The sequence below is a fragment of the Ancylobacter sp. G4_0304 genome (assembly GCF_047501495.1).
GTDB lineage: Bacteria > Pseudomonadota > Alphaproteobacteria > Rhizobiales > Xanthobacteraceae > Ancylobacter.
Map to the genome: position 1 here is coordinate 40,205 of NZ_JAZDRM010000013.1, position 20,280 is coordinate 60,484.

At 68.5% G+C, this 20,280-nt stretch carries 23 protein-coding genes and 2 riboswitches; of the genes, 8 read left to right on the forward strand and 15 right to left on the reverse strand.

Features of this window, described 5'->3' with window-relative positions:
• Positions 1 to 96: 96 nt before the first annotated feature.
• Positions 97 to 681: a DUF1134 domain-containing protein gene (locus tag VRZ77_RS09505; RefSeq protein ID WP_414592411.1), complete on the reverse strand. Its 585-nt coding sequence runs from the start codon at positions 679 to 681 to the stop codon at positions 97 to 99.
• A 370-nt stretch (positions 682 to 1,051) separates the two neighbouring features.
• Between VRZ77_RS09505 and chpT the strand changes: the two genes are divergently transcribed.
• The 4 genes from chpT to VRZ77_RS09525 all read left to right on the forward strand — a co-directional run bounded on the left by chpT (position 1,052) and on the right by VRZ77_RS09525 (position 4,037).
• Entirely contained in the window at positions 1,052 to 1,699 is a 648-nt protein-coding gene (chpT, locus tag VRZ77_RS09510; protein ID WP_414592412.1) for a histidine phosphotransferase ChpT, read from the forward strand.
• Between the two features lie 122 nt (positions 1,700 to 1,821).
• Positions 1,822 to 3,030 (forward strand): chemotaxis protein CheW, encoded by a 1,209-nt coding sequence (locus tag VRZ77_RS09515; RefSeq protein ID WP_414592413.1) that lies wholly within the window; start codon positions 1,822 to 1,824, stop codon positions 3,028 to 3,030.
• A gap of 154 nt (positions 3,031 to 3,184) precedes the next feature.
• The gene (locus VRZ77_RS09520; protein ID WP_414592414.1) at positions 3,185 to 3,538 is read left to right on the forward strand and encodes a hypothetical protein; all 354 of its coding nucleotides are present in this window, start codon (positions 3,185 to 3,187) and stop codon (positions 3,536 to 3,538) included.
• Between the two features lie 70 nt (positions 3,539 to 3,608).
• Positions 3,609 to 4,037, forward strand: coding sequence for a DUF305 domain-containing protein (locus tag VRZ77_RS09525; RefSeq protein ID WP_414592415.1), 429 nt, complete (start codon positions 3,609 to 3,611; stop codon positions 4,035 to 4,037).
• A gap of 151 nt (positions 4,038 to 4,188) precedes the next feature.
• Here the strand turns inward: VRZ77_RS09525 and ctrA are convergent, their stop codons facing one another.
• Complete coding sequence (ctrA, locus tag VRZ77_RS09530) at positions 4,189 to 4,890, reverse strand: response regulator transcription factor CtrA (RefSeq protein ID WP_241616557.1); 702 nt, start codon at positions 4,888 to 4,890, stop codon at positions 4,189 to 4,191.
• A gap of 533 nt (positions 4,891 to 5,423) precedes the next feature.
• On the opposite strand from ctrA, the gene VRZ77_RS09535 reads away from it, so the two are divergent.
• Complete coding sequence (locus VRZ77_RS09535) at positions 5,424 to 5,819, forward strand: flagellar export protein FliJ (protein ID WP_414592416.1); 396 nt, start codon at positions 5,424 to 5,426, stop codon at positions 5,817 to 5,819.
• Positions 5,820 to 5,873: 54 nt separating this feature from the next.
• Here the strand turns inward: VRZ77_RS09535 and VRZ77_RS09540 are convergent, their stop codons facing one another.
• Entirely contained in the window at positions 5,874 to 6,506 is a 633-nt protein-coding gene (locus VRZ77_RS09540; protein WP_414592417.1) for a GNAT family N-acetyltransferase, read from the reverse strand.
• Between the two features lie 179 nt (positions 6,507 to 6,685).
• Between VRZ77_RS09540 and VRZ77_RS09545 the strand changes: the two genes are divergently transcribed.
• Positions 6,686 to 7,786: a sulfate/molybdate ABC transporter ATP-binding protein gene (locus VRZ77_RS09545; protein ID WP_414592418.1), complete on the forward strand. Its 1,101-nt coding sequence runs from the start codon at positions 6,686 to 6,688 to the stop codon at positions 7,784 to 7,786.
• 30 nt (positions 7,787 to 7,816) lie between these two features.
• On the opposite strand, the gene tmpT is transcribed toward VRZ77_RS09545, so the two are convergent.
• From tmpT to recQ, 4 genes are all read right to left on the reverse strand, one after another.
• Positions 7,817 to 8,452 (reverse strand): thiopurine S-methyltransferase, encoded by a 636-nt coding sequence (tmpT, locus tag VRZ77_RS09550; RefSeq protein WP_414592419.1) that lies wholly within the window; start codon positions 8,450 to 8,452, stop codon positions 7,817 to 7,819.
• 29 nt (positions 8,453 to 8,481) lie between these two features.
• Positions 8,482 to 9,582 carry a YncE family protein gene (locus VRZ77_RS09555; RefSeq protein ID WP_414592420.1) on the reverse strand — a complete coding sequence of 367 codons (1,101 nt, stop codon included), beginning with the start codon at positions 9,580 to 9,582 and terminating at the stop codon, positions 8,482 to 8,484.
• A gap of 14 nt (positions 9,583 to 9,596) precedes the next feature.
• Positions 9,597 to 10,145: an SRPBCC family protein gene (locus VRZ77_RS09560; protein WP_414592421.1), complete on the reverse strand. Its 549-nt coding sequence runs from the start codon at positions 10,143 to 10,145 to the stop codon at positions 9,597 to 9,599.
• 127 nt (positions 10,146 to 10,272) lie between these two features.
• Positions 10,273 to 12,096, reverse strand: coding sequence for a DNA helicase RecQ (recQ, locus tag VRZ77_RS09565; protein WP_414592464.1), 1,824 nt, complete (start codon positions 12,094 to 12,096; stop codon positions 10,273 to 10,275).
• Between the two features lie 130 nt (positions 12,097 to 12,226).
• Between recQ and cbiB the strand changes: the two genes are divergently transcribed.
• Entirely contained in the window at positions 12,227 to 13,210 is a 984-nt protein-coding gene (cbiB, locus tag VRZ77_RS09570; protein WP_414592422.1) for an adenosylcobinamide-phosphate synthase CbiB, read from the forward strand.
• Between the two features lie 15 nt (positions 13,211 to 13,225).
• On the opposite strand, the gene VRZ77_RS09575 is transcribed toward cbiB, so the two are convergent.
• From VRZ77_RS09575 to VRZ77_RS09610, 8 genes are all read right to left on the reverse strand, one after another.
• A complete protein-coding gene (locus VRZ77_RS09575; protein ID WP_414592423.1) occupies positions 13,226 to 13,606 on the reverse strand; it encodes a phospholipid-binding protein in 381 nt (126 codons plus the stop codon).
• Between the two features lie 87 nt (positions 13,607 to 13,693).
• On the reverse strand, positions 13,694 to 15,160 hold the full coding sequence (locus tag VRZ77_RS09580) for a cobyric acid synthase (protein WP_414592424.1): 1,467 nt from the start codon (positions 15,158 to 15,160) through the stop codon (positions 13,694 to 13,696).
• Positions 15,161 to 15,188: 28 nt separating this feature from the next.
• Complete coding sequence (locus VRZ77_RS09585) at positions 15,189 to 15,413, reverse strand: NINE protein (RefSeq protein WP_414592425.1); 225 nt, start codon at positions 15,411 to 15,413, stop codon at positions 15,189 to 15,191.
• A 345-nt stretch (positions 15,414 to 15,758) separates the two neighbouring features.
• Entirely contained in the window at positions 15,759 to 16,373 is a 615-nt protein-coding gene (gene cobO, locus VRZ77_RS09590) for a cob(I)yrinic acid a,c-diamide adenosyltransferase (protein ID WP_414592426.1), read from the reverse strand.
• Positions 16,373 to 16,876 (reverse strand): bifunctional adenosylcobinamide kinase/adenosylcobinamide-phosphate guanylyltransferase, encoded by a 504-nt coding sequence (gene cobU / locus VRZ77_RS09595; RefSeq protein WP_414592427.1) that lies wholly within the window; start codon positions 16,874 to 16,876, stop codon positions 16,373 to 16,375. The genes cobO and cobU overlap by 1 nt, the downstream gene beginning before the upstream one ends.
• A gap of 20 nt (positions 16,877 to 16,896) precedes the next feature.
• Entirely contained in the window at positions 16,897 to 17,520 is a 624-nt protein-coding gene (locus VRZ77_RS09600; protein WP_414592428.1) for a HupE/UreJ family protein, read from the reverse strand.
• 50 nt (positions 17,521 to 17,570) lie between these two features.
• A complete protein-coding gene (locus tag VRZ77_RS09605; protein WP_414592429.1) occupies positions 17,571 to 18,293 on the reverse strand; it encodes a CbtA family protein in 723 nt (240 codons plus the stop codon).
• 15 nt (positions 18,294 to 18,308) lie between these two features.
• Positions 18,309 to 18,497 (reverse strand): CbtB domain-containing protein, encoded by a 189-nt coding sequence (locus VRZ77_RS09610; RefSeq protein WP_241616571.1) that lies wholly within the window; start codon positions 18,495 to 18,497, stop codon positions 18,309 to 18,311.
• A 32-nt stretch (positions 18,498 to 18,529) separates the two neighbouring features.
• A riboswitch (cobalamin riboswitch) is annotated at positions 18,530 to 18,749 on the reverse strand.
• A 96-nt stretch (positions 18,750 to 18,845) separates the two neighbouring features.
• A riboswitch (cobalamin riboswitch) is annotated at positions 18,846 to 19,056 on the forward strand.
• A 112-nt stretch (positions 19,057 to 19,168) separates the two neighbouring features.
• Between VRZ77_RS09610 and cobW the strand changes: the two genes are divergently transcribed.
• Positions 19,169 to 20,224: a cobalamin biosynthesis protein CobW gene (cobW, locus tag VRZ77_RS09615; protein WP_414592430.1), complete on the forward strand. Its 1,056-nt coding sequence runs from the start codon at positions 19,169 to 19,171 to the stop codon at positions 20,222 to 20,224.
• Positions 20,225 to 20,280: the final 56 nt, after the last annotated feature.

Below are 20,280 nucleotides of genomic sequence, written 5' to 3' on the forward strand. Positions count from 1 at the left end.
GGCGGAGCCGTTCGGCTGGCCACAGCATAGCGCCCAACCGTTACAAACATCAAAACGGCCGGTCGTGCCGGCCGTCCATCGTCTCTCGTGCGTTGGTCAGAAGGGGTTCCACGTCGCCGCGGGCGTGAATTTCAGGTAGCCGATATTGGCGCCGAGGCGCACGCCGACGCCGGAGCGGATCGGCACCACCACCATGTTGTCGGCTGCGAGCGCGGTCATGCCGAAGCCGGCCACGAAATAGGCCGATCCGGAAATGCCGCCAAAGCGCCGGAAGATGTCGTTGATGGAATTGAGGTTGTAGACCAGGATCATGGTACGCGCGCCGTCGCCGCCGAAATCCCAGCCGAGCGAGGGGCCCTGCCAGAACACCCGCAGGTCGCCGGCATTGCGGGTGTAGAGCGTGCCCTCACCATAGCGCAGGCCGCCGACAAAGGCGCCGCTGCCTTCCTGGCCGAGGATATAGCCATTGGGCTGGCCCCACTGGCTGACCGCCTTCTCGATCGACAGCGCGAGGCCGCGCGAGACCTCTCCGAAGAAGCCGTGGCCCTGGCTGACGAGCTCATCGCTCGAATAGGAACCCTGCTGCTGAGGCTGCTGGGCATATTGCGCCATGGCGGGGGCGGCGGCGAAGGGTACGCAGAGCAGGGCAAGGCAGGCAAACAGGGCGCGCAAGGTCGGCATGGGCGGTCTCGCGGTTGGTCTCGACGATGGACAGGCAGCGGCATGAGGCGTGCCGGGCCGGTCATCCACCGGCACGCACACGTCCCAGCGTATCATTAGCACGTAGTGCGACCTTAGGAAGGCGGAGCGGGGTGCGGCACGCGCGCTAGGGCCGCGCGGTGTAATGCGCCCGCGTCCGCCGACCGGGCGCGAAGCCGCACGGACGCTGGCCTCGTGCGCGGTCCCCGCTTGAATGCAGCCGGTGAGGCATTGCCCGCCGCGGGTTGGCGCGGGCAGGGGTGCGGTGTATCACAACGCCGGTCCGTTCCGCGCGAAAGCGCGGCGATTCGCCCGAATCCGCCTTAACCGAACCTGCCTCCATGGGAGCCCGATGACGACCGCCATCGATCTCGACAAGCTCGACCTCGCCGCCCTGCTGTGCTCGCGCGTGTGCCACGACGTGATCAGCCCGGTGGGCGCCATCGTCAACGGGCTGGAAGTGCTGGAGGACGAGGACGACGCCTCCATGAAGCAGTTCGCGCTCGACCTCATCGCCAAGAGCGCGCGGCAGGCCTCGGCGCGGCTGCAGTTCGCGCGGCTCGCCTTCGGGGCGGCCGGTTCGGCCGGCGCCCAGATCGACACCGGCGACGCCGAGACCGTGGCGCGCGGTTTCATCGTCGACGACCGCACCAGCCTGGAGTGGCAGGTGCCGCGCGCGCTTCTGCCCAAGAATAGGGTCAAGCTGCTGCTCAACCTGCTGCTGGTGGCCGTCGCCACCATCCCGCGTGGCGGGCGCATCGCGGTGAGCGCGACCGGGGAGGGTGAGGCCGGCGGCTTCCGCCTCGTCACCGCTGGCAGTCATGCCCGTATTCCCCCGCATCTGCCCCAGTTCCTTGCCGGCGAGCCGCCCGAAGGCGGCAGCATCGATGCCCATGCCATCCAGCCGCATTACACCGGCCTGCTGGCCCGTGAGGTTGGGATCGCCATCAGCTTCGCGCTGGAAGGCGAGGGGGTGACCATCACCGCCGCTCCGGTGTGAGCGTCCGGCGAAATCGGTATCGACGTCCGTTTCGTTACGGCACCTTCAGACGACATTAACGCGTGGCGGCACATTTTGTCGGCGAGCGCCTCCGGGCGTGCGTCGTATCGAGTGCTGCGTCCATGTTTGAACGAGACTTCTCTTCCGCTCCCGGTGAAAGCGCCCCGGCATCCGGCGCGCGCGCGTCCGGCGTGGCGGAGACGACGAGGCCGGCGGTGGTGCCGCTGCGCCCGCGCGCGCCGGACCCGATTTCGCCTCGGCAGCTTTCCCCTCGCGAAGTCCCGGAAACCGATCTTCTGGTGTTCGCCCTGCGTGGCATGCGCTTCGCGCTGCCGGCGGCGCGCATCGTCGACACGCTGCCGGTGACCGGCGAGCGCTGGGGCAAGCTGCTGAACATGGCCGCCGCGGGCACGCTCGGCAGCAGCGGCCTGCCGCTGATCCGCCTGTCCGCCCGGCTCGGCTTCCCGCCGGAGACGGCGCCCGAGCGCGGCGCGCTGGTGCTGTTCGGAACCGGCGGGCGGGTGCGGGCCACCGTGCTGGTGGACGATGCGCCGGTGCGGATGCGCGCCCGGGTCGCGCCGATGCCGGCGGCCTGGCGTGCGCATTTCCAGCCCTGCGCCGAGCTGATCGAAGGCGTCGCGCTGCTGCCGGACGGCACGCAGGCGGCGATGCTGGACCTTGCCATCGGCGTCGATGCGCCGCGCGCCCGAGTGATGCCGCGCGCCGGGCGCGACAGCGCCCATCTTCTGGTGCGTGCCGGCCGGCGGGAGCTGGAAGCGGTGCGCGTCGCCGCGCTGCGCGGGCTGCAACGGATAGATGACGGAGGGGCCGCTGGCGGGCGCGCGCTGCTGCTGCTTGGTGGCGAAGGCGAGGCGGTCGCGGTCGACGAGGTGATCGGCCTCGCGCCGCAGGGCCGCGTCGAGCGGATCGCCGGCGTGCGCTACCTCGTCGCCTCCAATGGCCGCTACCGGCTGCTGGAGCCCGGCGAAACCAGCCCGGACACGCTGGCGGTGCTGCGTGTCCTGGTGACGGCACCGCCCGGCGCAGCGCGCGACACGCTGCGCGATCTGGTGCGCGCCATGGGCCATGACGTGTCGCTGGCCGACGACCCGCGTGCTGCGCGGCTTGCCGGTGGGCGGTTCGACGTGGTGCTGTTCGACCTCGACACCTATGCCGATGTCCGCGAGGCTGGGATTGCGGTGAGCGATGGCGCGCGGCGTATCGGCCTCTCCGCCCAGCGCGGCATGCCGGTTCCGGCCGGCTTCGAGCGCGTGGTGACGGCGGGCGACGCGGTGGCATTGATCGCGGCGCTGATTGGTAGCGGCGCCTGACGCGCTGCCGCGTCCGAGGCATTCACGCAAAGCCTGTTCACGCATCCCTGATCGCCGCGTCCGCTGGGTCCGTGCTGTTCCTCCTGTCGGCTGGCGGCGGCTGTGCTAGCGTGACCTAGCGCTGCTTCGGCGCGGCAGGATATTCGCGCACGCCATGATTTTCGTCCGTACCCTCCGGCTGCTGCTGACGCTTCTGGCGCTCGGTTTCGCCATGGCGAACCCGGCGGCGGCGGTTCCGGCGATGGCATCGGGCGCCGTGGATGCGACCGCGGAGGCGATGCCCTGCCATGAGACGGCGGCCACGCCGGCCAAGGCGGCGCCCGCTACTCGGTCGATCGCGGGCGGCGCTCATCTGTGCTGCGTGCTGGCCTGCCTCGTGGTTCCGCCGCTCGGCGAAATCGCCTTGAACCATCCGGCGGCGCGCGCCAGCGCGCTTGCGCCAGCGGCGATGCAGGTTCCGAGCGGCCGCCTGGTGGCGATGCCGACCCCTCCGCCGCGCCTTTCCTGAAGCTCGTGCCGAACGGGCGCCGCCACCCCGCGTGGCGCGCCGACGCATCGATCATTCAGGAGTTCACACCATGAAGACCTTCATCCGCGCCGGCTTCTTCGCCGGCAGCCTCATCATGTCCGCCGCCGCCTTCGCCCAGCAGGGCATGCCCTCCGGCAACATGCCCATGCCCCATGGCAACATGCCGGGCATGGACCATAGCGCCCATATGGGCGGGCCCGCTCCTGCGGCGAACGCGAACAGCCCCTCCAGCGCTGCCTTCGCCGCCGCCAATGCCAAGATGCATGAAGGCATGAGCGTGCCGATGACCGGCGACGCCGATGTCGATTTTGCGCAGGGCATGATCCCTCATCACCAGGGCGCGATCGACATGGCCAAGATCGAACTGGCCTTCGGCAAGGATCCGGAGCTGCGCAAGCTGGCCGAGGACATCATCAAGGCGCAGGAGAGCGAGATCGCCTTCCTGAAGAGCTGGCTGGAGAAGAACGCGAAGAAGTAGCGGCCAACCCGACCCGCCATCCCGGAGCTTACGCCCGGGGTGGCGGGGCAAGGTGCGGGGATCGCCGCTGCAAACAAAAACCCCGCCTTGCGGCGGGGTTTCTAGTTGGACGGACCCGGTGTCAGGCCCGCCTCTCGGGAACTCGTCCGGCTCAGGCGGGGATGCGCTGCTCCTGCTCGCCCATCTCCCGCAGCACATAGCCGCGACCCCAGACCGTCTCGATGAAATTGTGGCCCTGGCTGGCATTGGCGAGCTTCTTGCGAAGCTTGCAGATGAAGACGTCGATGATCTTCAGCTCGGGCTCGTCCATGCCGCCATAGAGATGGTTGAGGAACATCTCCTTGGTGAGCGTCGTGCCCTTGCGGAGCGAGAGCAGCTCCAGCATCTGGTATTCCTTGCCCGTCAGGTGCACGCGGGCGCCGCCGACCTCGACCGTCTTGGTGTCGAGGTTCACCACCAGCTCGCCGGTGATGATCACCGACTGGGCGTGGCCCTTCGATCGCCGGACGATGGCGTGGATGCGGGCGATCAGCTCGTCCTTGTGGAACGGCTTGGTGAGATAGTCGTCGGCGCCGAAGCCGAGGCCCTTCACCTTGTCCTCGATGCCGGCGAGTCCGGAGAGGATGAGGATGGGCGTCTTCACCTTCGCCACGCGAAGGCCCTTCAGCACATCATAGCCCGACATGTCGGGCAGATTCAGATCGAGGAGAATGATGTCGTAATCATAGAGCTTGCCGAGATCGACACCCTCCTCGCCGAGATCCGTCGTATAGACGTTGAAATTCTCGGACTTGAGCATCAGTTCGATGCTTTGCGCGGTCGCGCGGTCGTCCTCGATGAGCAAGACGCGCATGCCAATCCCCTTCCCTCGCCACGGCCCCCGGGGTTTCGGCACAATCGGACATTACGCTGCCGAGCGTGACCCCACCCCGCGCCCGGCTTTGGCACCACCGATTCGACCTTCGATGGATTAGGGATAACAAAGTCTGATTCTCCTGCACAAGCGGGGTTCTCGATTTTCTTCGAGTCTTTCCGCAACGCGCTGGAACAGAAACAGAATCTTTGAGTCCAAACCCTAGAGTCGAATCTCAAGAAGTGCCTCTAAGTGAATCCTGCGACTCTGCTTTTCCGCAAAAGCCGACGATCCACACCGGACGGTGACCCGATCATTAACGAGCCCGGTAAACAAATCGTTTCCATCCGCCTGAAGAGTCACAGATTCAGCCGCCAATCGCCGCAATGTCGGCCACGGGGTAAGGAAGCGGCAACATCTGTTGGCGATCATGCCTGTCGCCGCTGCGTAATGGCGGCTCGAACCGGAGGGGTATGCGTCGTGCAGAGCGACCGCATGGGGGCCAGCCGGACGAAAAGCGGAGTAACGCCGGCATGAAGCTCGACACAGCCATCCGCCTCAAGCGGTTCCAGGCGGAGGAAAAGCGCCGTCATTTCGTTCAGATCGAGAGCATGATCTCGGATTTCGACAGGATGGCGCGCGAACTCGACCGGGAAATCGAGGCCGAGGAACAGCGGGCGGGCATTACCGACGCCCAGCACTTCGCCTACCCGACCTATGCCCGCGCCGCGGCGACCCGGCGCGACAATCTGCGCCGCTCCGCCGACGAGCTGAAGCAGCAGCTCGACGATGCCCGCGCGCTGTGGGACGCGGCGGTCGAGGAACTCAAGAAGGTCGAGGCGCTCGGCGAGCGCGAGCGCGGCGCCGACGCGCCGGCGGAAATCGTCAAGAGCGTCGCCGGCCGGGCGCGGGCCAGCCTCTCCCTGTAAACCGTCGCGCGGAACAGGGCCGGGCGGAACGGGATCTGGCGACCCTGTCGTCGCTCAGGGCGCGATGATGGGAATATGCGGCGCCGCCTTGCGCGGCAGCACGCCCGACAGGCGCGGATCGTCCACCACCTCCACCATCTGCGCCACCGGCGCGAAGCCGGCCTTGCGGTAGAAACCGAGGGCGGCGGGGTGGTCGTTGGAGCAGGTGTGCACGAAGAAGCGCGACACCTCGCGCGTCCATACCCGTTCATTGGCACAGTTGATCATGAAGCGGCCGGCCCCCGCGCCGACCAGCGACGGCACCACGCCGAAAAACGCCAGCTCGACATCCGGCGGCTGCCGGAAATCCAGCTCCAGCAGGCCGAGATCGGTCTCGTCCCCGCGCTCCAGCACGTAAATCTCCACCGCCGGATCGGTGATGATCGCGCCGAGCGCGGCGTCGGAAAGCGACTGGCGTGAGAACCACAGCCAGTCCTCGCCAATAGCGGCGAACAGCGCGCGATACCAGCCGACATCCGGCGCGGTGACGCGACGCAGCCGCAAATCCTCGCCACCGCGCTCGGGCAGCGGCGCCGGGCGCGCGCGCATTTCCAGGAAGGTGACGATGGTCGCGACCTTGCCGGGCGGCAGCGCGGTATAGCCGTTGAGATCGAGAACGGGTTTCGGAGACGGGGAGGGATCAGTCACGGGAACCTGCCGGCATTGCTGAACGAGGCCTGTTCTACAGGGCAATGGCGTACCGGCGCCATGGGGACCTTATCAGCGGGGATGGAATTGCTCTCGAACCCCGCCGAGGGTTCACAACTGCGAATTTTCAGATATCTTACGGGTAATTCGAATTATTACACATTACGGAAGTTAATTAGATGACCGTCGCCGTGTCCATCGAATCCGTCGGCAAGAGCTTCGGCAGCGGGGCGCCGGCGCTGTCGGATGTCTCGCTCGACGTGGCGCCGAGCGAGCTGGTGGCGCTGCTGGGGCCGTCCGGCTCGGGCAAGACCACGCTGCTGCGCATCGTCGCCGGGCTGGAGCAGCCGAGCCATGGCCGCGTGCTGTTCAACGGCGAGGACGCGCTCTCCGTCCCGGTGCGCCGGCGCGGCATCGGCTTCGTGTTCCAGAACTACGCGCTGTTCCGGCACATGACGGTGGCGGAGAACGTCGCCTTCGGCCTGCGCTCGCGCCCGCGCGCCGAGCGACCCACGGAGGCCCAGATCAAGTCGCGCGTTGCCGATCTGCTCGCGCTGGTGCAGCTCGAAAGCTATGGCGGGCGCTTCCCGGCCCAGCTCTCCGGCGGCCAGCGCCAGCGCGTGGCGCTCGCCCGCGCTCTGGCGATCGAACCGAAGGTTCTGCTGCTCGATGAACCCTTCGGCGCGCTCGACGCACTGGTGCGCAAGGAACTGCGCAAATGGCTGCGCGAACTGCACGACCGCACCGGCCACACCACGCTGTTCGTGACCCATGACCAGGAGGAGGCGCTGGAGCTTGCCGACCGCGTGGTGGTGATGGGCAAGGGCAAGATCGAGCAGGTCGGCACGCCGGACGACGTGTATGACCGCCCGGCCACCGCCGCCGTGTTCGGCTTCATGGGCGAGTCCAGCCGTATCGAGGTCGAGGTGAAGGACGGCGTGGCGCTGGCCGGCGCCACCCCGATCGCGGCGGCGACGCAGACCGTGCCGGACGGGCCGGGCCTGCTCTATGTGCGCCCGCACGACATTTCGCTCGGCCTGCCGGGTACGCCGGGCCTCAAGGGCCAGGTGCGCGGCTTCCGCCGCCACGGCGCGATCCGCCGGGTCGAGGTCGAGGTCGGCAGCGCGCTGTTCGAGGCCGACATCGCGCCCACGGTGCGGGTGCCGATCGGCGAAGCGGTGGCGGTGCGGCTCGACCGCGCCCGGCTGTTTCCCGGCGGCGGGCTCGGGGTCGATTGCCGCGCCCCGGCGGCGCAGCAGACCGGCGAATACGCGATCTGAAGCCCTCGCGAGGGCGCGCCCCCGCGAGAGTCAGCGCGGCTCCAGCAGCCAGGCTTCCTCATAGGCGGGATGACCCTTGAGGCCCTCCTTCAACGCCGCGCGCTCCAGCCGGGAGACATGGTAGGCCGCACCATAATGGCGGCGTATCTCGTGCTCGGGCACGCTGAAGGGCGGCCCAGCCATCAGGGCGGGGTCGTAGTCGAAGCTGATGAGAAGCTGGCGGGCGTGGTGGCTCAGCGCCGCCAGATGCGCGGTGTAATCGCCTCGCATCGCCTCGGGCAGCGCGACCAGCGCCGCGCGATCATAGACCGCCGACACCGCGCCGAGTGCGTGCCGGTCGAGGTCGAAGATGTCGCCGGCAAACACGGTGATCCCCTCCGCCTCGAACCGCTCCAGCGGCCCCTCGGGAGTAATGGTCGGCATGCGGCCCAATTCGGCGAAGAGCTGTTCCACGGCGAGCCGGCTCAGCTCGGCGCCAGCGACGTGGTAGCCCTGCGCCAGCAGCCAGTGGATATCGAGGCTCTTGCCGCAGAGCGGCAGGAACACCCGCGCGCCGGCGTGCAGTTCCAGCGCCGAAACATGGCGCAGCAGCAGCGGATGCGGCGCGGCGCCGTGAAAGGCGATCTCGTTGTCGCGCCATTTGCGGCGCCAGAACTCGTGATCCATCGCGTGCTCCTGCGGAGAATAGGGAGAGCTTAGCGCGACGTCGCCCGGATGAAACTCCCGAAGGCGCGCGGGCCATCCGCAACCACGATGTCGTCGACCAGCTTGAGCGTTTTCGCGTCGACCACGCTCAGCGTATTGGTCTCCCAATTCGCGACATAGACGAAGGCGCCATCGCGGCTGGCGGCAATGCCTTCCGGGTATTCGCCGACCGCGACCGTGCCGACCGGCTCAAGCGTGGCGAGGTCGAATACGCTGAGCGTGCCGGCATATTGATTGGTGACGAAGCCGCGGCCCTGCGCCAGCGCGACCGCATAGGGCCGCTCGCCGACCTTCACCGTGGCGATAAGCCGGCGGGTGGCGAGGTCGATGACGCTGACATCGTTGGAGGCGACGTTGGCGGTGTAGGCGCGCGTGCCCGCCGCATCGATGGTGACGCCGAACGGGCGGCTGCCGACCTTGATCTCGCCGACCCGCTTAAGGCTCCCCGTGTCGATGAGGCTGACCGCATCGGAATCGCGATCGGCGGAGAGCAGCAGCGCGCCGTCCGGCGTGACCGCGAGGCCGGAGGGGGAATCGCCAGTTTGCACCGTGCCGAGGATCCGCGCGCTGGCCGCATCCACGGCGATGATCCGCGCGCCGTACCAGTCGGCGACATAGGCGATGTCGCCGGAAGGGTGCACGGCAACCCCAACCGGCCCGCCGCCGACATCGACCCGTGCCGTGACCGTGCGGGTCGCGGCGTCGAGGATGGTGAGCGCCTTGCCATCCGGGCTGGTGACGAAGGCGCGGCGACCATCCGGCGACACCGCGATGCCGGCCGGCTTACCGGGAATCGGCAGGCTCGCCACCACCGTGCGGCTGTCGAGGTCGACGATGGAAAGCATCTCCGCCGGCTGCGAGGTGACGAAGGCCTCGTCCGCACGGGCAGGGAAGGCGGCGAGGAGAGCGGCGATCGCCAGAGCGCCCCAGAACGCTCTCCCAAGGGGAGAGGGGGCGATGTCGCGCGTCCCGCAGCCGCCCTCCCGGACGGTCGGAGGCCGGTCCGGGATCGCGCGATTTGTCGGGAGACGCGCAGGCTTACATCTCGCCATGGCGCGGACGATGCGCGGAAGCCGACGCGCGCGCGGCATCGGCGCCCTGTACCTCAGCTGCCGCCTTCGATCTTCTTCTTCAGGTTGTCGAGCCCGGCCTTGTAGAGCCCGGTCACGGCCTTGATCGCGGCTTCGTCGTTCAGTTCCGGCGGCGGATCGTTATTGGGGTAGCCGCGATAGAACGCGCCGCGCCATTCGACTTCCGACTTCTTGCCGTCGTCGAGCGGGGACACCACCAGCCAGGACGAATAATTGGTGACCGGGAGCACCTTCACGTCGACCTTGTCGATCCGGTACATCAGCGTCATCTTTTCCGGCTCCAGCTTGGCGACTTCCTCGTCCACCGTCGCGCCGCCCTTGAGCGTCAGCGTGCGCTTGGCGCCGGGCGCGTTGCCGCCGGTTCCCTCGGTCTTCTCCACCACCGGGATCCAGCCGCCGTCCTGGAAATTCGACACCACTTCCCAGACCTTTGCCGGCGGGGCGTTGATCTCGATCTTCTCGGAGACCTTCTGGCGCGTCGGGCCATGGGCATCGGCGCCACTGAGGGTGACGGCGGCGAGGGCGACCGCGGCGCCGGCCGCGGCAAGGAGTTTCAGCTTCATCGTTTCCATCCCGGAGACTGATTTTGGACCCGGACTTCACGTCCGTTGCGGGCAGTCTACGAAGAGAAACGGCGTTCGTGAACTCTTGGATTCGGGAAAAACTTCCCGATTTCTATATTTGAATTTCCTAAGAAAATTCTTTGAGAATCTTAAGAAAGGCCGCGCCGAAGGCTTCCAGCTTCGCTGCGCCAACACCCTTCACCCCGGCGAGTTCGGAGCGCGTGCGCGGATGCTCCACGGCCATCTCCTCCAGCGTGCGGTCGGCAAACACGACATAGGCCGGCACGTTGCGCTCGGCCGCGAGTTCGCGGCGCAGCGCCTTGAGCTTGCCGAGCAGCGCCGCCTCGGCGGGGGCGAGGTCGGGTCCGCTGTCGCGCCCCGGCTTCTCGCGGCGGCGCTTCACCGGCGCGCGCAGCGTGAAGGCGCGGGTGCCCGCCAGCACCGCCTGCCCGGTCTCTGTGAGGGTGAGCGCACCGAAATGGGCGGCGTCGGCATGCAGCGCGCCGGTGGCCACCAGCTGGCGTAGCAGCGCGCGCCATTCCGTCGCCGGCCGGTCCGCCCCCGCGCCGAAATCGGCCAGCCGGTCATGGCCGCGGGCGCAGACCTGATCGGTACGCTGGCCGGTGAGCAGGCTGGCGATATAGGCCGCGCCGTAGCGCTCGCCGGTGGCGCGGGCGAGGCGCAGGGCGAGCTGGGCCTGCCGGCTGGCATCCACCACCTTGGGCGGATCGCGGCACACGTCGCAGGCGCCGCACGCCCTCGCGCGCTCGCCGAAATAGCCGAGCAGCACCGCGCGCCGACAGGTCACCGCCTCGCAGAAGCCGACCATGGCGTCGAGCCGGCGGGCTTCCATCATCTTGCGCTCGGGCGAGGAATTCTCCTCGTCGAGGAAGCGGCGGCGGGTGGCGATGTCACCGGCGCCATAGAGCAGCAGCGCCTCGGAGGGGAGGCCGTCGCGCCCCGCGCGGCCGATCTCCTGATAATAGGCTTCCAGCGTGCCCGGCGCGTCGGCGTGCAGCACATAGCGCACATCCGACTTATCGATGCCCATGCCGAAGGCGACGGTCGCGACCATGACGATGCCGCGCTCGGCGAGGAAGGTCTCCTGGTTCGCCGCCCGCGCCTCCGGGCTCAGCCCGGCATGGTAGGGCAAGGCGCGGATGCCGAGCGATTGCAGCCGCTCGGCGGTCTCCTCCACCTTCTTGCGCGAGATGCGGTAGACGATGCCGGACACGCCGGGCCGCGCCCGCACGAAGCTCTCGATCTGCTGCGCCGGGGCGGTCTTTTCCTCCACGCCGATGAAGATGTTCGGCCGGTCGAAGCCGGACACGAACACCCGCGCCTGCCCGCCGAGCAGCCGCTCGACGATGTCGGTCTGGGTCGCCTTGTCGGCGGTGGCGGTGAGCGCGACCATCGGCAGGTTGGGGAAGATATCGCGCAGCCGGCCGAGTTCGAGATACTCGGCGCGGAAGGAATGGCCCCATTGCGAGACACAATGCGCCTCGTCCACCGCCACCAGCTTCAGCGGCAGGCGGGAGAGCGCGGCGAGCATGCGCTCGGTCATCAGCCGTTCGGGGGCGAGATAGAGCAGGCGTACCTCGCCCGCCGCCACGCGCCGCCAGATCGCGACATTCTCCTCGCGCGACTTGCCGGAATGGATCGCCTCGGCGGCCACACCCTGCAATTTCAGCGCGTTGACCTGATCGTCCATCAGCGCGATCAGCGGCGAAACCACCAGCGCCAAGCCGCCCAGCACCAGCGCGGGAAGCTGGTAGCACAGCGACTTGCCGGCCCCGGTCGGCATCACCGCCAAAGTCGGCGCGCCGGAGAGCACGGCGTCCACCACCTCCTGCTGGCCGGCGCGGAAGCGGTCGAAGCCGAACACCTCGGCCAGATGGCGCTTCTTGCTGGCCTCCAGCTCGGCTGGCAGCAGGCTGTGCGAGGGGGGCATCATGTTCATCGCGGCGCAGGCGTGCTTTCAGATCTTGGCGCCGGATCGTCAGGCAGGGGCTTGCCGCCTGCGGCGCGGAAGGAAATGGTGCCACCCTCCATGATCCCGCCGAATCGGAGAATCAGTGCGGATGGCACTGGAGCTTACCCTTGCTTTAACCGCTCTGGCGCTGCTGTTCGAGGCGGCATTCGGCTATCCGGCCGCGCTGTACCGCGCGATTGGCCATCCGGTGGGCTGGATCGGCCGGTTGATCGCGCTTCTAGAGCGCTGGCTGAACCGCGAGGAGGCCGCGCCCGGCGAGCGGCGGCTGGCGGGTGTGGCGACGCTGCTGGTGATCCTCGCGGCGAGCTTCGGGCCCGGCTTTCTCCTCCAATCCTGGCTGCTGTCGCTGCCGTTCGGCCTGTTCGGCGTCGCCATCCTCGCCTCCTCTCTGCTCGCCCAGCGCAGCCTTCATCTGCATGTTGCGCGGGTGGCGCAGGGGCTGGATCGCTCGCTGGATGAGGGGCGGGCGGCGGTCTCGCAGATCGTCGGACGCGATCCGCATGTGCTGGACGAGGCCGGCGTCGCCCGCGCCGCGATCGAGAGCCTCGCGGAGAATTTCTCCGACGGCATCGTCGCCCCGGCGCTGTGGATGGCGGTTGGCGGGCTCGGCGGGGCGGCGGCCTACAAGGCGGTGAACACCGCCGACAGCATGATCGGCCATCGCAACCGGCGCTATCTGGAGTTCGGCTGGGCCTCGGCCCGGTTCGATGATCTGGTCAACCTGCCGGCGGCGCGGCTCGCCGGCGCGCTGATCGTCGCGGCCGCCGTGATGGTGCCGGGCGCCTCGCCGGCCAATGCCGCGCGCGCGATCCGGCGCGACGCCCGCCGCCACCGCTCGCCCAATGCCGGCTGGCCGGAGGCGGCAATGGCCGGCGCGCTTGGGCTCGCGCTCGCCGGGCCGCGCCATTATGGCGGCCAACTTTCGGTGGACGGCTATATGGGCGAGGGCGGCCGGCGCGACTGCACCTCCGCCGACATCCGCCGTGCGCTGAAGCTCTACCGGGTGGCGGATACCTTGCTGGTCGCGCTCGCCGTTGCCGGGGCGGCGGCCTTCACGCTCGCGGCGTGGTGAGGGCGCGGCGGGCGCTTATTCCGGGAAGCGCCGCTGCGCCGTCGCTTCGCCCAGCGTCTTGCCGTCGGCGCCGATCGCCAGGATCGACCAGCGATAGGTATGCGAGCCGGAGGGCGGGGAGGGGCCGACCCAGGTACTGTTGAGCGCGCCGCAGGCAATGGTGCCCTTGCCGGACCAGGCGACCTCGCCGCCGCCATGGCGGAAGGACGGCACGTTGAGGTCGGTCATCTTGAGGCGAATTTTCGCGGTGCCCTTCGGCACGTCCTTCAGGACGAAATCGGGCGAGCCGCTGCACCATTTGAAGCTCGCCTGAAAGGCGAAGGCGGGAGAGGCGACGGCGAGCAGGAGCCCCGCGGCAAGGACGGTGGACCCCAGGCGAGACAGGCTGCGAGTCATGAGGATGTACCGTGTTGAGGACACAACCAACGGTATCATGATGGCTGTCGTCCGCAAGGTGCCGCGCCGGCGAAAGCGGCCGTCTTTTCACGCCGCGCGCGCGAGGCCCAGCAGCCGGTCGAGGTCGATGTGCGCGGCGAGGTGGGCGGCCAGCGCGTCGAGCGTCTCATCCACCTGCGCCTCGTAATTCAGCGCGCTCGGTCCGGCGCCGAGGCGGGCGAGCCAGGTGCCGCGCTGGCGGTCGTCGCTGAACAGGCCGTGCAGATAGGTGCCGGCAATGCGGCCGTCAGGGGAGAGCGCGCCTTCCGCGCCTTCTCCATCGATCTGCGCGAACGGGCGAGCGCGGCCGGGGCCGGTGGTCACGCCCATATGCATTTCATAGCCGGAGAACGGTACCTCATCCTGCGTGCGGCCGGTGACGGCGACGAGGCGCTTATCGCCGGCAAGCACGGTGTCGACCTCCAGAAGCCCGAGGCCGGCAACGGTGCCGGGCGGGCCTTCCACGCCGTCCGGGTCGGACAGGGTGCGGCCGAGCATCTGGTAGCCGCCGCACAGGCCGAGCACCCGCCCCCCACGCCGGACATGGGCGAGCAGATCGATGTCCCAGCCGGCGCGCCTGAGATCGGCAAGATCGGCCATGGTGGATTTCGAGCCGGGCAGGATCACGAGGTCGGCGTCGCCCGGCAGCGCCGTGCCGGCGCGGATGCGCAGCACCTCGACCATGGGTTCGGCGTCGAGCGGGTCGAGATCGTCGAAATTGGCGATGCGCGGCAGGATGGGCACGACGATGCGCAGCCGCGCGCCGGGTTTCGCCGGGCGAGGGCCGTCGAGCCCCAGCGCATCCTCGGCCGGCAGCCGCGCCGCTTGCGGGAAGAACGGGATGAGGCCGAGCGCGTCCCAGTCGGTGCGGGTCCCAATCTCATCCATGCCGCTGGAAAACAGCGCGGGATCGCCGCGAAAGCGGTTGACGAGGAAGCCCTTGATCATTGCCGCATCGTCCGGAGGCAGCACAGCTTTCGTGCCGACAAGACTGGCGATCACGCCGCCGCGGTCGATGTCGCCAATGAGAATCACCGGCACATTCGCCGCGCGGGCAAAGCCCATATTAGCGATGTCCGCCGCGCGCAGGTTGATTTCCGAGGCCGAGCCCGCGCCCTCGACAAGCACGAGGTCGGCCTCGCTGCGCAGCCGGGCGAAGCTCTCCAGTACCGGGGCGAGGAGGGCGGGCTTGAGCCTCTGGTAGTCGGCCGCCGTCGCGGTGCCGTGGACGCGGCCCTGCACAATCAACTGCGCGCCGACATCGCTCTGCGGCTTCAGCAACACCGGGTTCATATGCACGGAAGGGGGAATGCGCGCGGCGCGGGCCTGCAGCGCCTGAGCCCGGCCGATCTCGCCGCCGTCCGGCGTCACGGCTGCATTGTTGGACATGTTCTGTGGCTTGAACGGGCGCACCTTCAGCCCGCGATTGGCGAAGGCGCGGGCGAGGCCGGCGACGATCAGCGATTTGCCAACATCCGAGCCGGTGCCCTGAAACATCAGCGCGAGGGCGCTCATCGCGAACCCTCGCGCTGGAGACGTGCGCTCAGCCCTGCCGGGCTTCGAGATAGTCGACGCGGCGTTCCAGATTGGCCTCGCGGACCATGCCGGGGATCAGGAACAGGTCGATGATCTGCCCGATGCCGAGCAGGCCGACGGTCAGCAGCCAGAGCGCGCCGGTCCAGTAGCGTCCCGTGTAGAAGCGATGGATGCCGCAGACGCCGATCAGGCCGAACAGCCAGAAAAGATAGGCGACGGGGGTGGAACGCATCGAAGCGTTTCTCCATGAACAAGCCACGCCGCAACAGCCGGCGTCCCCCATAAAATAGGCATGCTGTCCCCAAATTTAAGATCCGCTGGGGAAGCTTATTTTTATACATTAATATATTGACTTTTAAGAGAAAATGTGTTATGCGCCGGCTAGTACCCATCTGGGGCGCCCGCGCCCCAGATGGGTACTAGCCGGACAACGATCTTCCAAACCTTTGATTTTAAAACGATTTTTGTCTTTTGTCAATTTTCTGCGCCGGTTCATGGTCCGTGTCCTCGATGCCCTATTAATAGAGATAATTATACGTCTTTTTCTTGGATAAGTCAATGAAAATAAAGGGTAATTTCAGAATTCGATGCCCTGCTGCGCCTTCACGCCCGCGCTGAAATGATGCTTCACCATCGCCATCTCGGTGACGAGATCGGCCGCTTCCACCAGCGCCGGCTTGGCGTTGCGGCCGGTGACGATGACATGGAGGTTCGGCCGACGCGCGCTGAGCGTCGCGATCACCTCGTCGAGCGGCAGGTAGTCGTAGCGCAGGGCGATGTTCAATTCGTCGAGGATGACGAGGCCGATCGCGGGGTCGGCCATCAGCTCGCACGCCTTGTCCCAGGCGCGGGCGGCGCTCGCTTTGTCGCGGGCGAGGTCCTGCGTCTCCCAGGTGAAGCCCTCGCCCATCGAATACCAGCGCACGCGCGGGCCAAAGCTCTCCAGCGCGTCGCGCTCGGCGGAATGCCAGGCGCCCTTGATGAACTGCACCACCCCGACCGAGCCGCCATGGCCGAGCACCCGCAGGGCAAGACCGAAAGCGGCGGTGGACTTGCCCTTGCCGGGGCCGGTGTGGACGATCAGCAGGCCCTTCTCGATCGTCTTCGAGGCGACCTCGGCGTCCTGCACCTGCTTGCGCTTGGCCATCTTGGCGCGGTGGCGCTCGGCCTCGGCTTCCGAGAGTTCGCTCATCATTTCACCTTCATAGGCAGGCCGGCGACCATGAAGATCACGGTATCGGCCTTTGCTGCCACCATCTGGTTCAGCCGGCCCTGGGCATCGCGGAAGCGCCGGGCCAGCGCGTTGTCCGGCACGATGCCGAGCCCGACCTCGTTCGACACGACGAAGCTCGGCCCCGCACGTCGTGCAAGCCGATCGGCCAGCGCCGCGCTTTCCGCAGCGACATCGGCCTCGGCCAGCATGCGGTTCGACAGCCAGAGGGTGAGGCAGTCGAGCAGCAGCACGGCGTCGGCGGGGACCTCGTCCAGGGTGCGGCAGAGGTCGTGTGGCGCGTCATGAGTCACCCAGCCCGCGCCGCGCCGGGAACGGTGGAGCGCGATGCGCTCCACCATCTCGTCATCATAGGCCTGCGCCGTGGCGATGTAGTGCCACGGCGCGCCCAAGCCTTCGGCCAGTGCCTCGGCATGCGAACTCTTGCCGGAGCGGGCGCCGCCGAGGACGAGGGTGAGGGCCACCGCGCGAACGCCTTCGCCGCTCAGCCCGGAACCACCTGTCCGACCAACGCGGCAAAGCCGATGCCGGCCACCGCGGCGCCGGCAAGGCGCGGGGCGAGGGCCGAGAAGGCGCGCCCGGCCACCACCGCCACCCCGATGGCGAGGGTGGACTGGATAATCACCAGGCCGGCCAGATAGGCATAAAGCGGGGTGGGCTCGGCACCGACGATGGATTCGCCATAGGCGTAGCCATGGAACAGGCCGGCCACGGCGAACAGCGCCAGCCACGCGCCCGTGGCGACGCGAACGCCTCCCGCCAGCAACACGCCCGCCAGCAGCACGGATGCGGCGATGACAAGCTCGGCCGCCGGCAGGTCGACCAGCGCCAGATGCAGGCCGACACCCGCCGCGGAAGCCGCGACGAACGCGACCGGCATCCAGAGCGGCATGGCGCCGACGGCCGTGGCGACGCCGACCGCGACCAGGAAGGCGAGATGATCGACCCCGATCACCGGATGGGCGAGACCGGAAATGAAGCCCTCGGCAAAGGTCGAGGGCATGGCGCCGTCCATGGCGTGATGAGCGGCGGCGGGGGTGGCGGCAAGCGCGAGCGCGGCCGGAACCGCCGCCAGAAGCGCAAGCATGCGCGAATACGAAGACGTCATTGTCATCATCCTATGGCCCGCCTTTGCCGGCAGGCCGGAGAGGGAAAGGGTTACGCCGCCCGCTGGGCGAGGCGCGGACGCAGCCAGCCGGCGAGGCCGCCCAGCAGCACCCAGAACACGAAGCTCGCCACGATGCTCGCCACCACGAAGCTGTGGTGCAGCGATTCCGGGATCGGGCTGTCATGGCTGTCGGGCTGCGGCGCGCCGATGGCGTGCGGCGCCACGATCAGCGCGACGCCCAGCACCGCCAGAAGCGGCGTGCGGCCGAAGGCGATCAGCGCCAGCCCGGCGGCGGTGGCCGCCGCCGTTCCCACCCACCAGACCTGCCGCGCGGCAAGGTCGGCGGCGGGCATGGCGGGCAGCTCCGGGGGCAGGCCGAGCCCGGGCGCGAGGGTGAACACGGCGAAGCCGGCAAGCCCCCACAGCACGCCCTGATGCCAGCCCTTGAGCCCGCCGGCAATCTCGCTCGCGGACACCAGCAGCAGCGCGAAGCCGAAGCCGGTAAGCACGGTGAAGATCACCGTGAGCCCATTGCGCTCGAAGCCGTCGGCCGGGGCCCATTCGTCCGCGCCGTGGGAATGCTCGTGCGCGGCGGTGCCGGGGGCGTGCTCATGCGCGGTCGTTTGCGCCGGCGCTTCTTCACCCGCAGGCTCGAAAGTCTCCGCCTGAAGAATCAGCGGAACGGTGGTGAAGAGGTGAAGCCCCGCGCCGGCAAGGCCGGTGCCGATGCCGGAAAGCGCGGCGACGAACAGAATCGTCCTGAAGACAGACATGGAACGTCCCCCGGTTCAGTGGCAGGGGAAGGCGTTCGCGTGGCGCACGTCATGCGTCGCATTATGCGCGGCGCTGACATGGGAGAAGCCCACGCCGCCGAGAACGACAACGCCGAGCAGGGCGGCGAAGGTGATCTGGATCGCGCGGGAGGCCGGGGATTCGGCGGAAAGGCTGGGGGCGGACGTGGTCCGTTCGGTCGTCATGACAGGCTCCTTTGGCCCTCCACCCGAGGGCCAGTGCGGGTTGCGTCGTCGGCCGGTCTCCTGGCTCGCGGGTCCTCGCCCGTTCCCCGCCTTCCCGGCGCCAAGGCGCCAGTGGCATGTGGAGTGGGCTCGCCGCTTACAGTTGCGGGGGCAGCCGCGGATTCGGCATCCCTCGAAGACCGAGCAATGCCCCACCGCGTTCCCGTCTTGCGTCCCGTGTGGATCACGGGAACCGACGACAGGGCGCGACTATAGCCGCCGTCGCCCCGCCTGCAAATGGAAGATGTGGCGGCATTGGGGCACATCGGCGTTGCGCGGCGCCGCGTTGACATTCCAGCCCTGCGCTCCTTAAGTGCGGCGACCGACGGTTCCTTCCTGCCAGGGAGGGATGAAAAGGGAATGCGGTGAGGGGGCCTTGCGAGAGGCGCCCGATTCCGCGGCTGCCCCCGCAACTGTAAGCGGCGAGCCCGTGCCACAAGTCCACTGGAGCGATCCGGGAAGGCGGCATGAGGGCTGTGACCCGCGAGCCAGGAGACCTGCCGTCGGTTCGGTCCTCATGCCGGCGGGGTGCCCGGCATCGGAGAGCCCCGCGTTTTTGCGCGGGCTCGCGCGGAATGGCTCCGCGGCCGGCGCATCCCGTTCCGCCCTTATGGCCCTCGTGGAGACGCCGCATGACCGCCGCCGCAACCCTTTCAAAGGTGCCGTGCACCATCGTCACCGGCTTTCTCGGCTCGGGAAAGACCACGCTGATCCGCCATGTGATGGAAAACGCCAAGGGCCGCCGCCTCGCGGTGATCGTCAACGAGTTCGGCGATGTCGGCATCGACGGCGAAATCCTCAAGGGCTGCGGCGTCGAGGCCTGCCCGGAGGAGAACATCGTCGAGCTGGCCAATGGCTGCATTTGCTGCACGGTGGCGGATGATTTCGTGCCCGCGCTTGACGCCATCCTCGCACTGAGCCCGAAGGTCGATCACATCCTGATCGAGACCTCGGGCCTCGCTCTGCCCAAGCCGCTGGTGCAGGCGTTCCACTGGCCGGCGATCAAGAGCCGCGTCACGGTGGACGGCGTGGTGGCGGTGGTGGACGGCGACGCGCTCGCCTCCGGCCGGGTGGCGCACGACCACGACGCGCTGGCCGAACAGCGCGCGACCGAGGTGGTGCTCGACCATGACGACCCGATCGAGGAGGTGTTCGACGATCAGATCGCCTGCGCCGACCTCGTGGTGATGACCAAGGCCGACCTGATCGACGCCGATGGCGCCGTGCGCGCCCGTGCCGCGCTCGATGCCGAACTGCCGGCGGGCGTGCGGGTGGTGAGCGTGACGCAGGGCCGGCTCGATCCCGCCGTGCTGCTGGGCCTCGGCGTGGGGACCGAGGACGATATCGAGAACCGCAAGACCCACCATGACGACGAACTCGACCACGACCACGACGATTTCGACAGCTTCGTCGTCGACGTGCCGGAAATCGCCGACCCGGCGGAATTTTCCGCCCGCGTCGCCCGCGCGGCGAGCGAGGCCGATGTGCTGCGGGTGAAGGGTTTTCTCGCGGTGGCGGGCAAGCCGATGCGGCTGCTGGTGCAGGCGGTGGGCCCCCGCGTGGCGCACCAGTTCGACCGCCCGTGGGGCGCCGAGCCCCGCGCCGGCCGGCTGGTGGCCATCGGGCTGAAGGGGCTCGACCGCGCGAGGGTCGAGGCCATTCTCGCCGGGCAACCGGAAACGGTCTGAGCGGCAGGGCGGCGATCGCGCGGAAATCGGACCGCGCGGACATTACCCTGCGGGCG

Coding starts and splice junctions, on each gene's coding strand:
- VRZ77_RS09505 (WP_414592411.1), bottom strand. CDS start 681: ATGCCGACCTTGCGCGCCCTGTTTGCCTGCCTTGCCCTGCTCTGCGTA.
- chpT (WP_414592412.1), top strand. CDS start 1,052: ATGACGACCGCCATCGATCTCGACAAGCTCGACCTCGCCGCCCTGCTG.
- VRZ77_RS09515 (WP_414592413.1), top strand. CDS start 1,822: ATGTTTGAACGAGACTTCTCTTCCGCTCCCGGTGAAAGCGCCCCGGCA.
- VRZ77_RS09520 (WP_414592414.1), top strand. CDS start 3,185: ATGATTTTCGTCCGTACCCTCCGGCTGCTGCTGACGCTTCTGGCGCTC.
- VRZ77_RS09525 (WP_414592415.1), top strand. CDS start 3,609: ATGAAGACCTTCATCCGCGCCGGCTTCTTCGCCGGCAGCCTCATCATG.
- ctrA (WP_241616557.1), bottom strand. CDS start 4,890: ATGCGCGTCTTGCTCATCGAGGACGACCGCGCGACCGCGCAAAGCATC.
- VRZ77_RS09535 (WP_414592416.1), top strand. CDS start 5,424: ATGAAGCTCGACACAGCCATCCGCCTCAAGCGGTTCCAGGCGGAGGAA.
- VRZ77_RS09545 (WP_414592418.1), top strand. CDS start 6,686: ATGACCGTCGCCGTGTCCATCGAATCCGTCGGCAAGAGCTTCGGCAGC.
- tmpT (WP_414592419.1), bottom strand. CDS start 8,452: ATGGATCACGAGTTCTGGCGCCGCAAATGGCGCGACAACGAGATCGCC.
- VRZ77_RS09555 (WP_414592420.1), bottom strand. CDS start 9,582: ATGCCGCGCGCGCGTCGGCTTCCGCGCATCGTCCGCGCCATGGCGAGA.
- VRZ77_RS09560 (WP_414592421.1), bottom strand. CDS start 10,145: ATGAAGCTGAAACTCCTTGCCGCGGCCGGCGCCGCGGTCGCCCTCGCC.
- recQ (WP_414592464.1), bottom strand. CDS start 12,096: ATGCCCCCCTCGCACAGCCTGCTGCCAGCCGAGCTGGAGGCCAGCAAG.
- cbiB (WP_414592422.1), top strand. CDS start 12,227: ATGGCACTGGAGCTTACCCTTGCTTTAACCGCTCTGGCGCTGCTGTTC.
- VRZ77_RS09575 (WP_414592423.1), bottom strand. CDS start 13,606: ATGACTCGCAGCCTGTCTCGCCTGGGGTCCACCGTCCTTGCCGCGGGG.
- VRZ77_RS09580 (WP_414592424.1), bottom strand. CDS start 15,160: ATGAGCGCCCTCGCGCTGATGTTTCAGGGCACCGGCTCGGATGTTGGC.
- VRZ77_RS09585 (WP_414592425.1), bottom strand. CDS start 15,413: ATGCGTTCCACCCCCGTCGCCTATCTTTTCTGGCTGTTCGGCCTGATC.
- cobO (WP_414592426.1), bottom strand. CDS start 16,373: ATGAGCGAACTCTCGGAAGCCGAGGCCGAGCGCCACCGCGCCAAGATG.
- VRZ77_RS09600 (WP_414592428.1), bottom strand. CDS start 17,520: ATGACGTCTTCGTATTCGCGCATGCTTGCGCTTCTGGCGGCGGTTCCG.
- VRZ77_RS09605 (WP_414592429.1), bottom strand. CDS start 18,293: ATGTCTGTCTTCAGGACGATTCTGTTCGTCGCCGCGCTTTCCGGCATC.
- VRZ77_RS09610 (WP_241616571.1), bottom strand. CDS start 18,497: ATGACGACCGAACGGACCACGTCCGCCCCCAGCCTTTCCGCCGAATCC.
- cobW (WP_414592430.1), top strand. CDS start 19,169: ATGACCGCCGCCGCAACCCTTTCAAAGGTGCCGTGCACCATCGTCACC.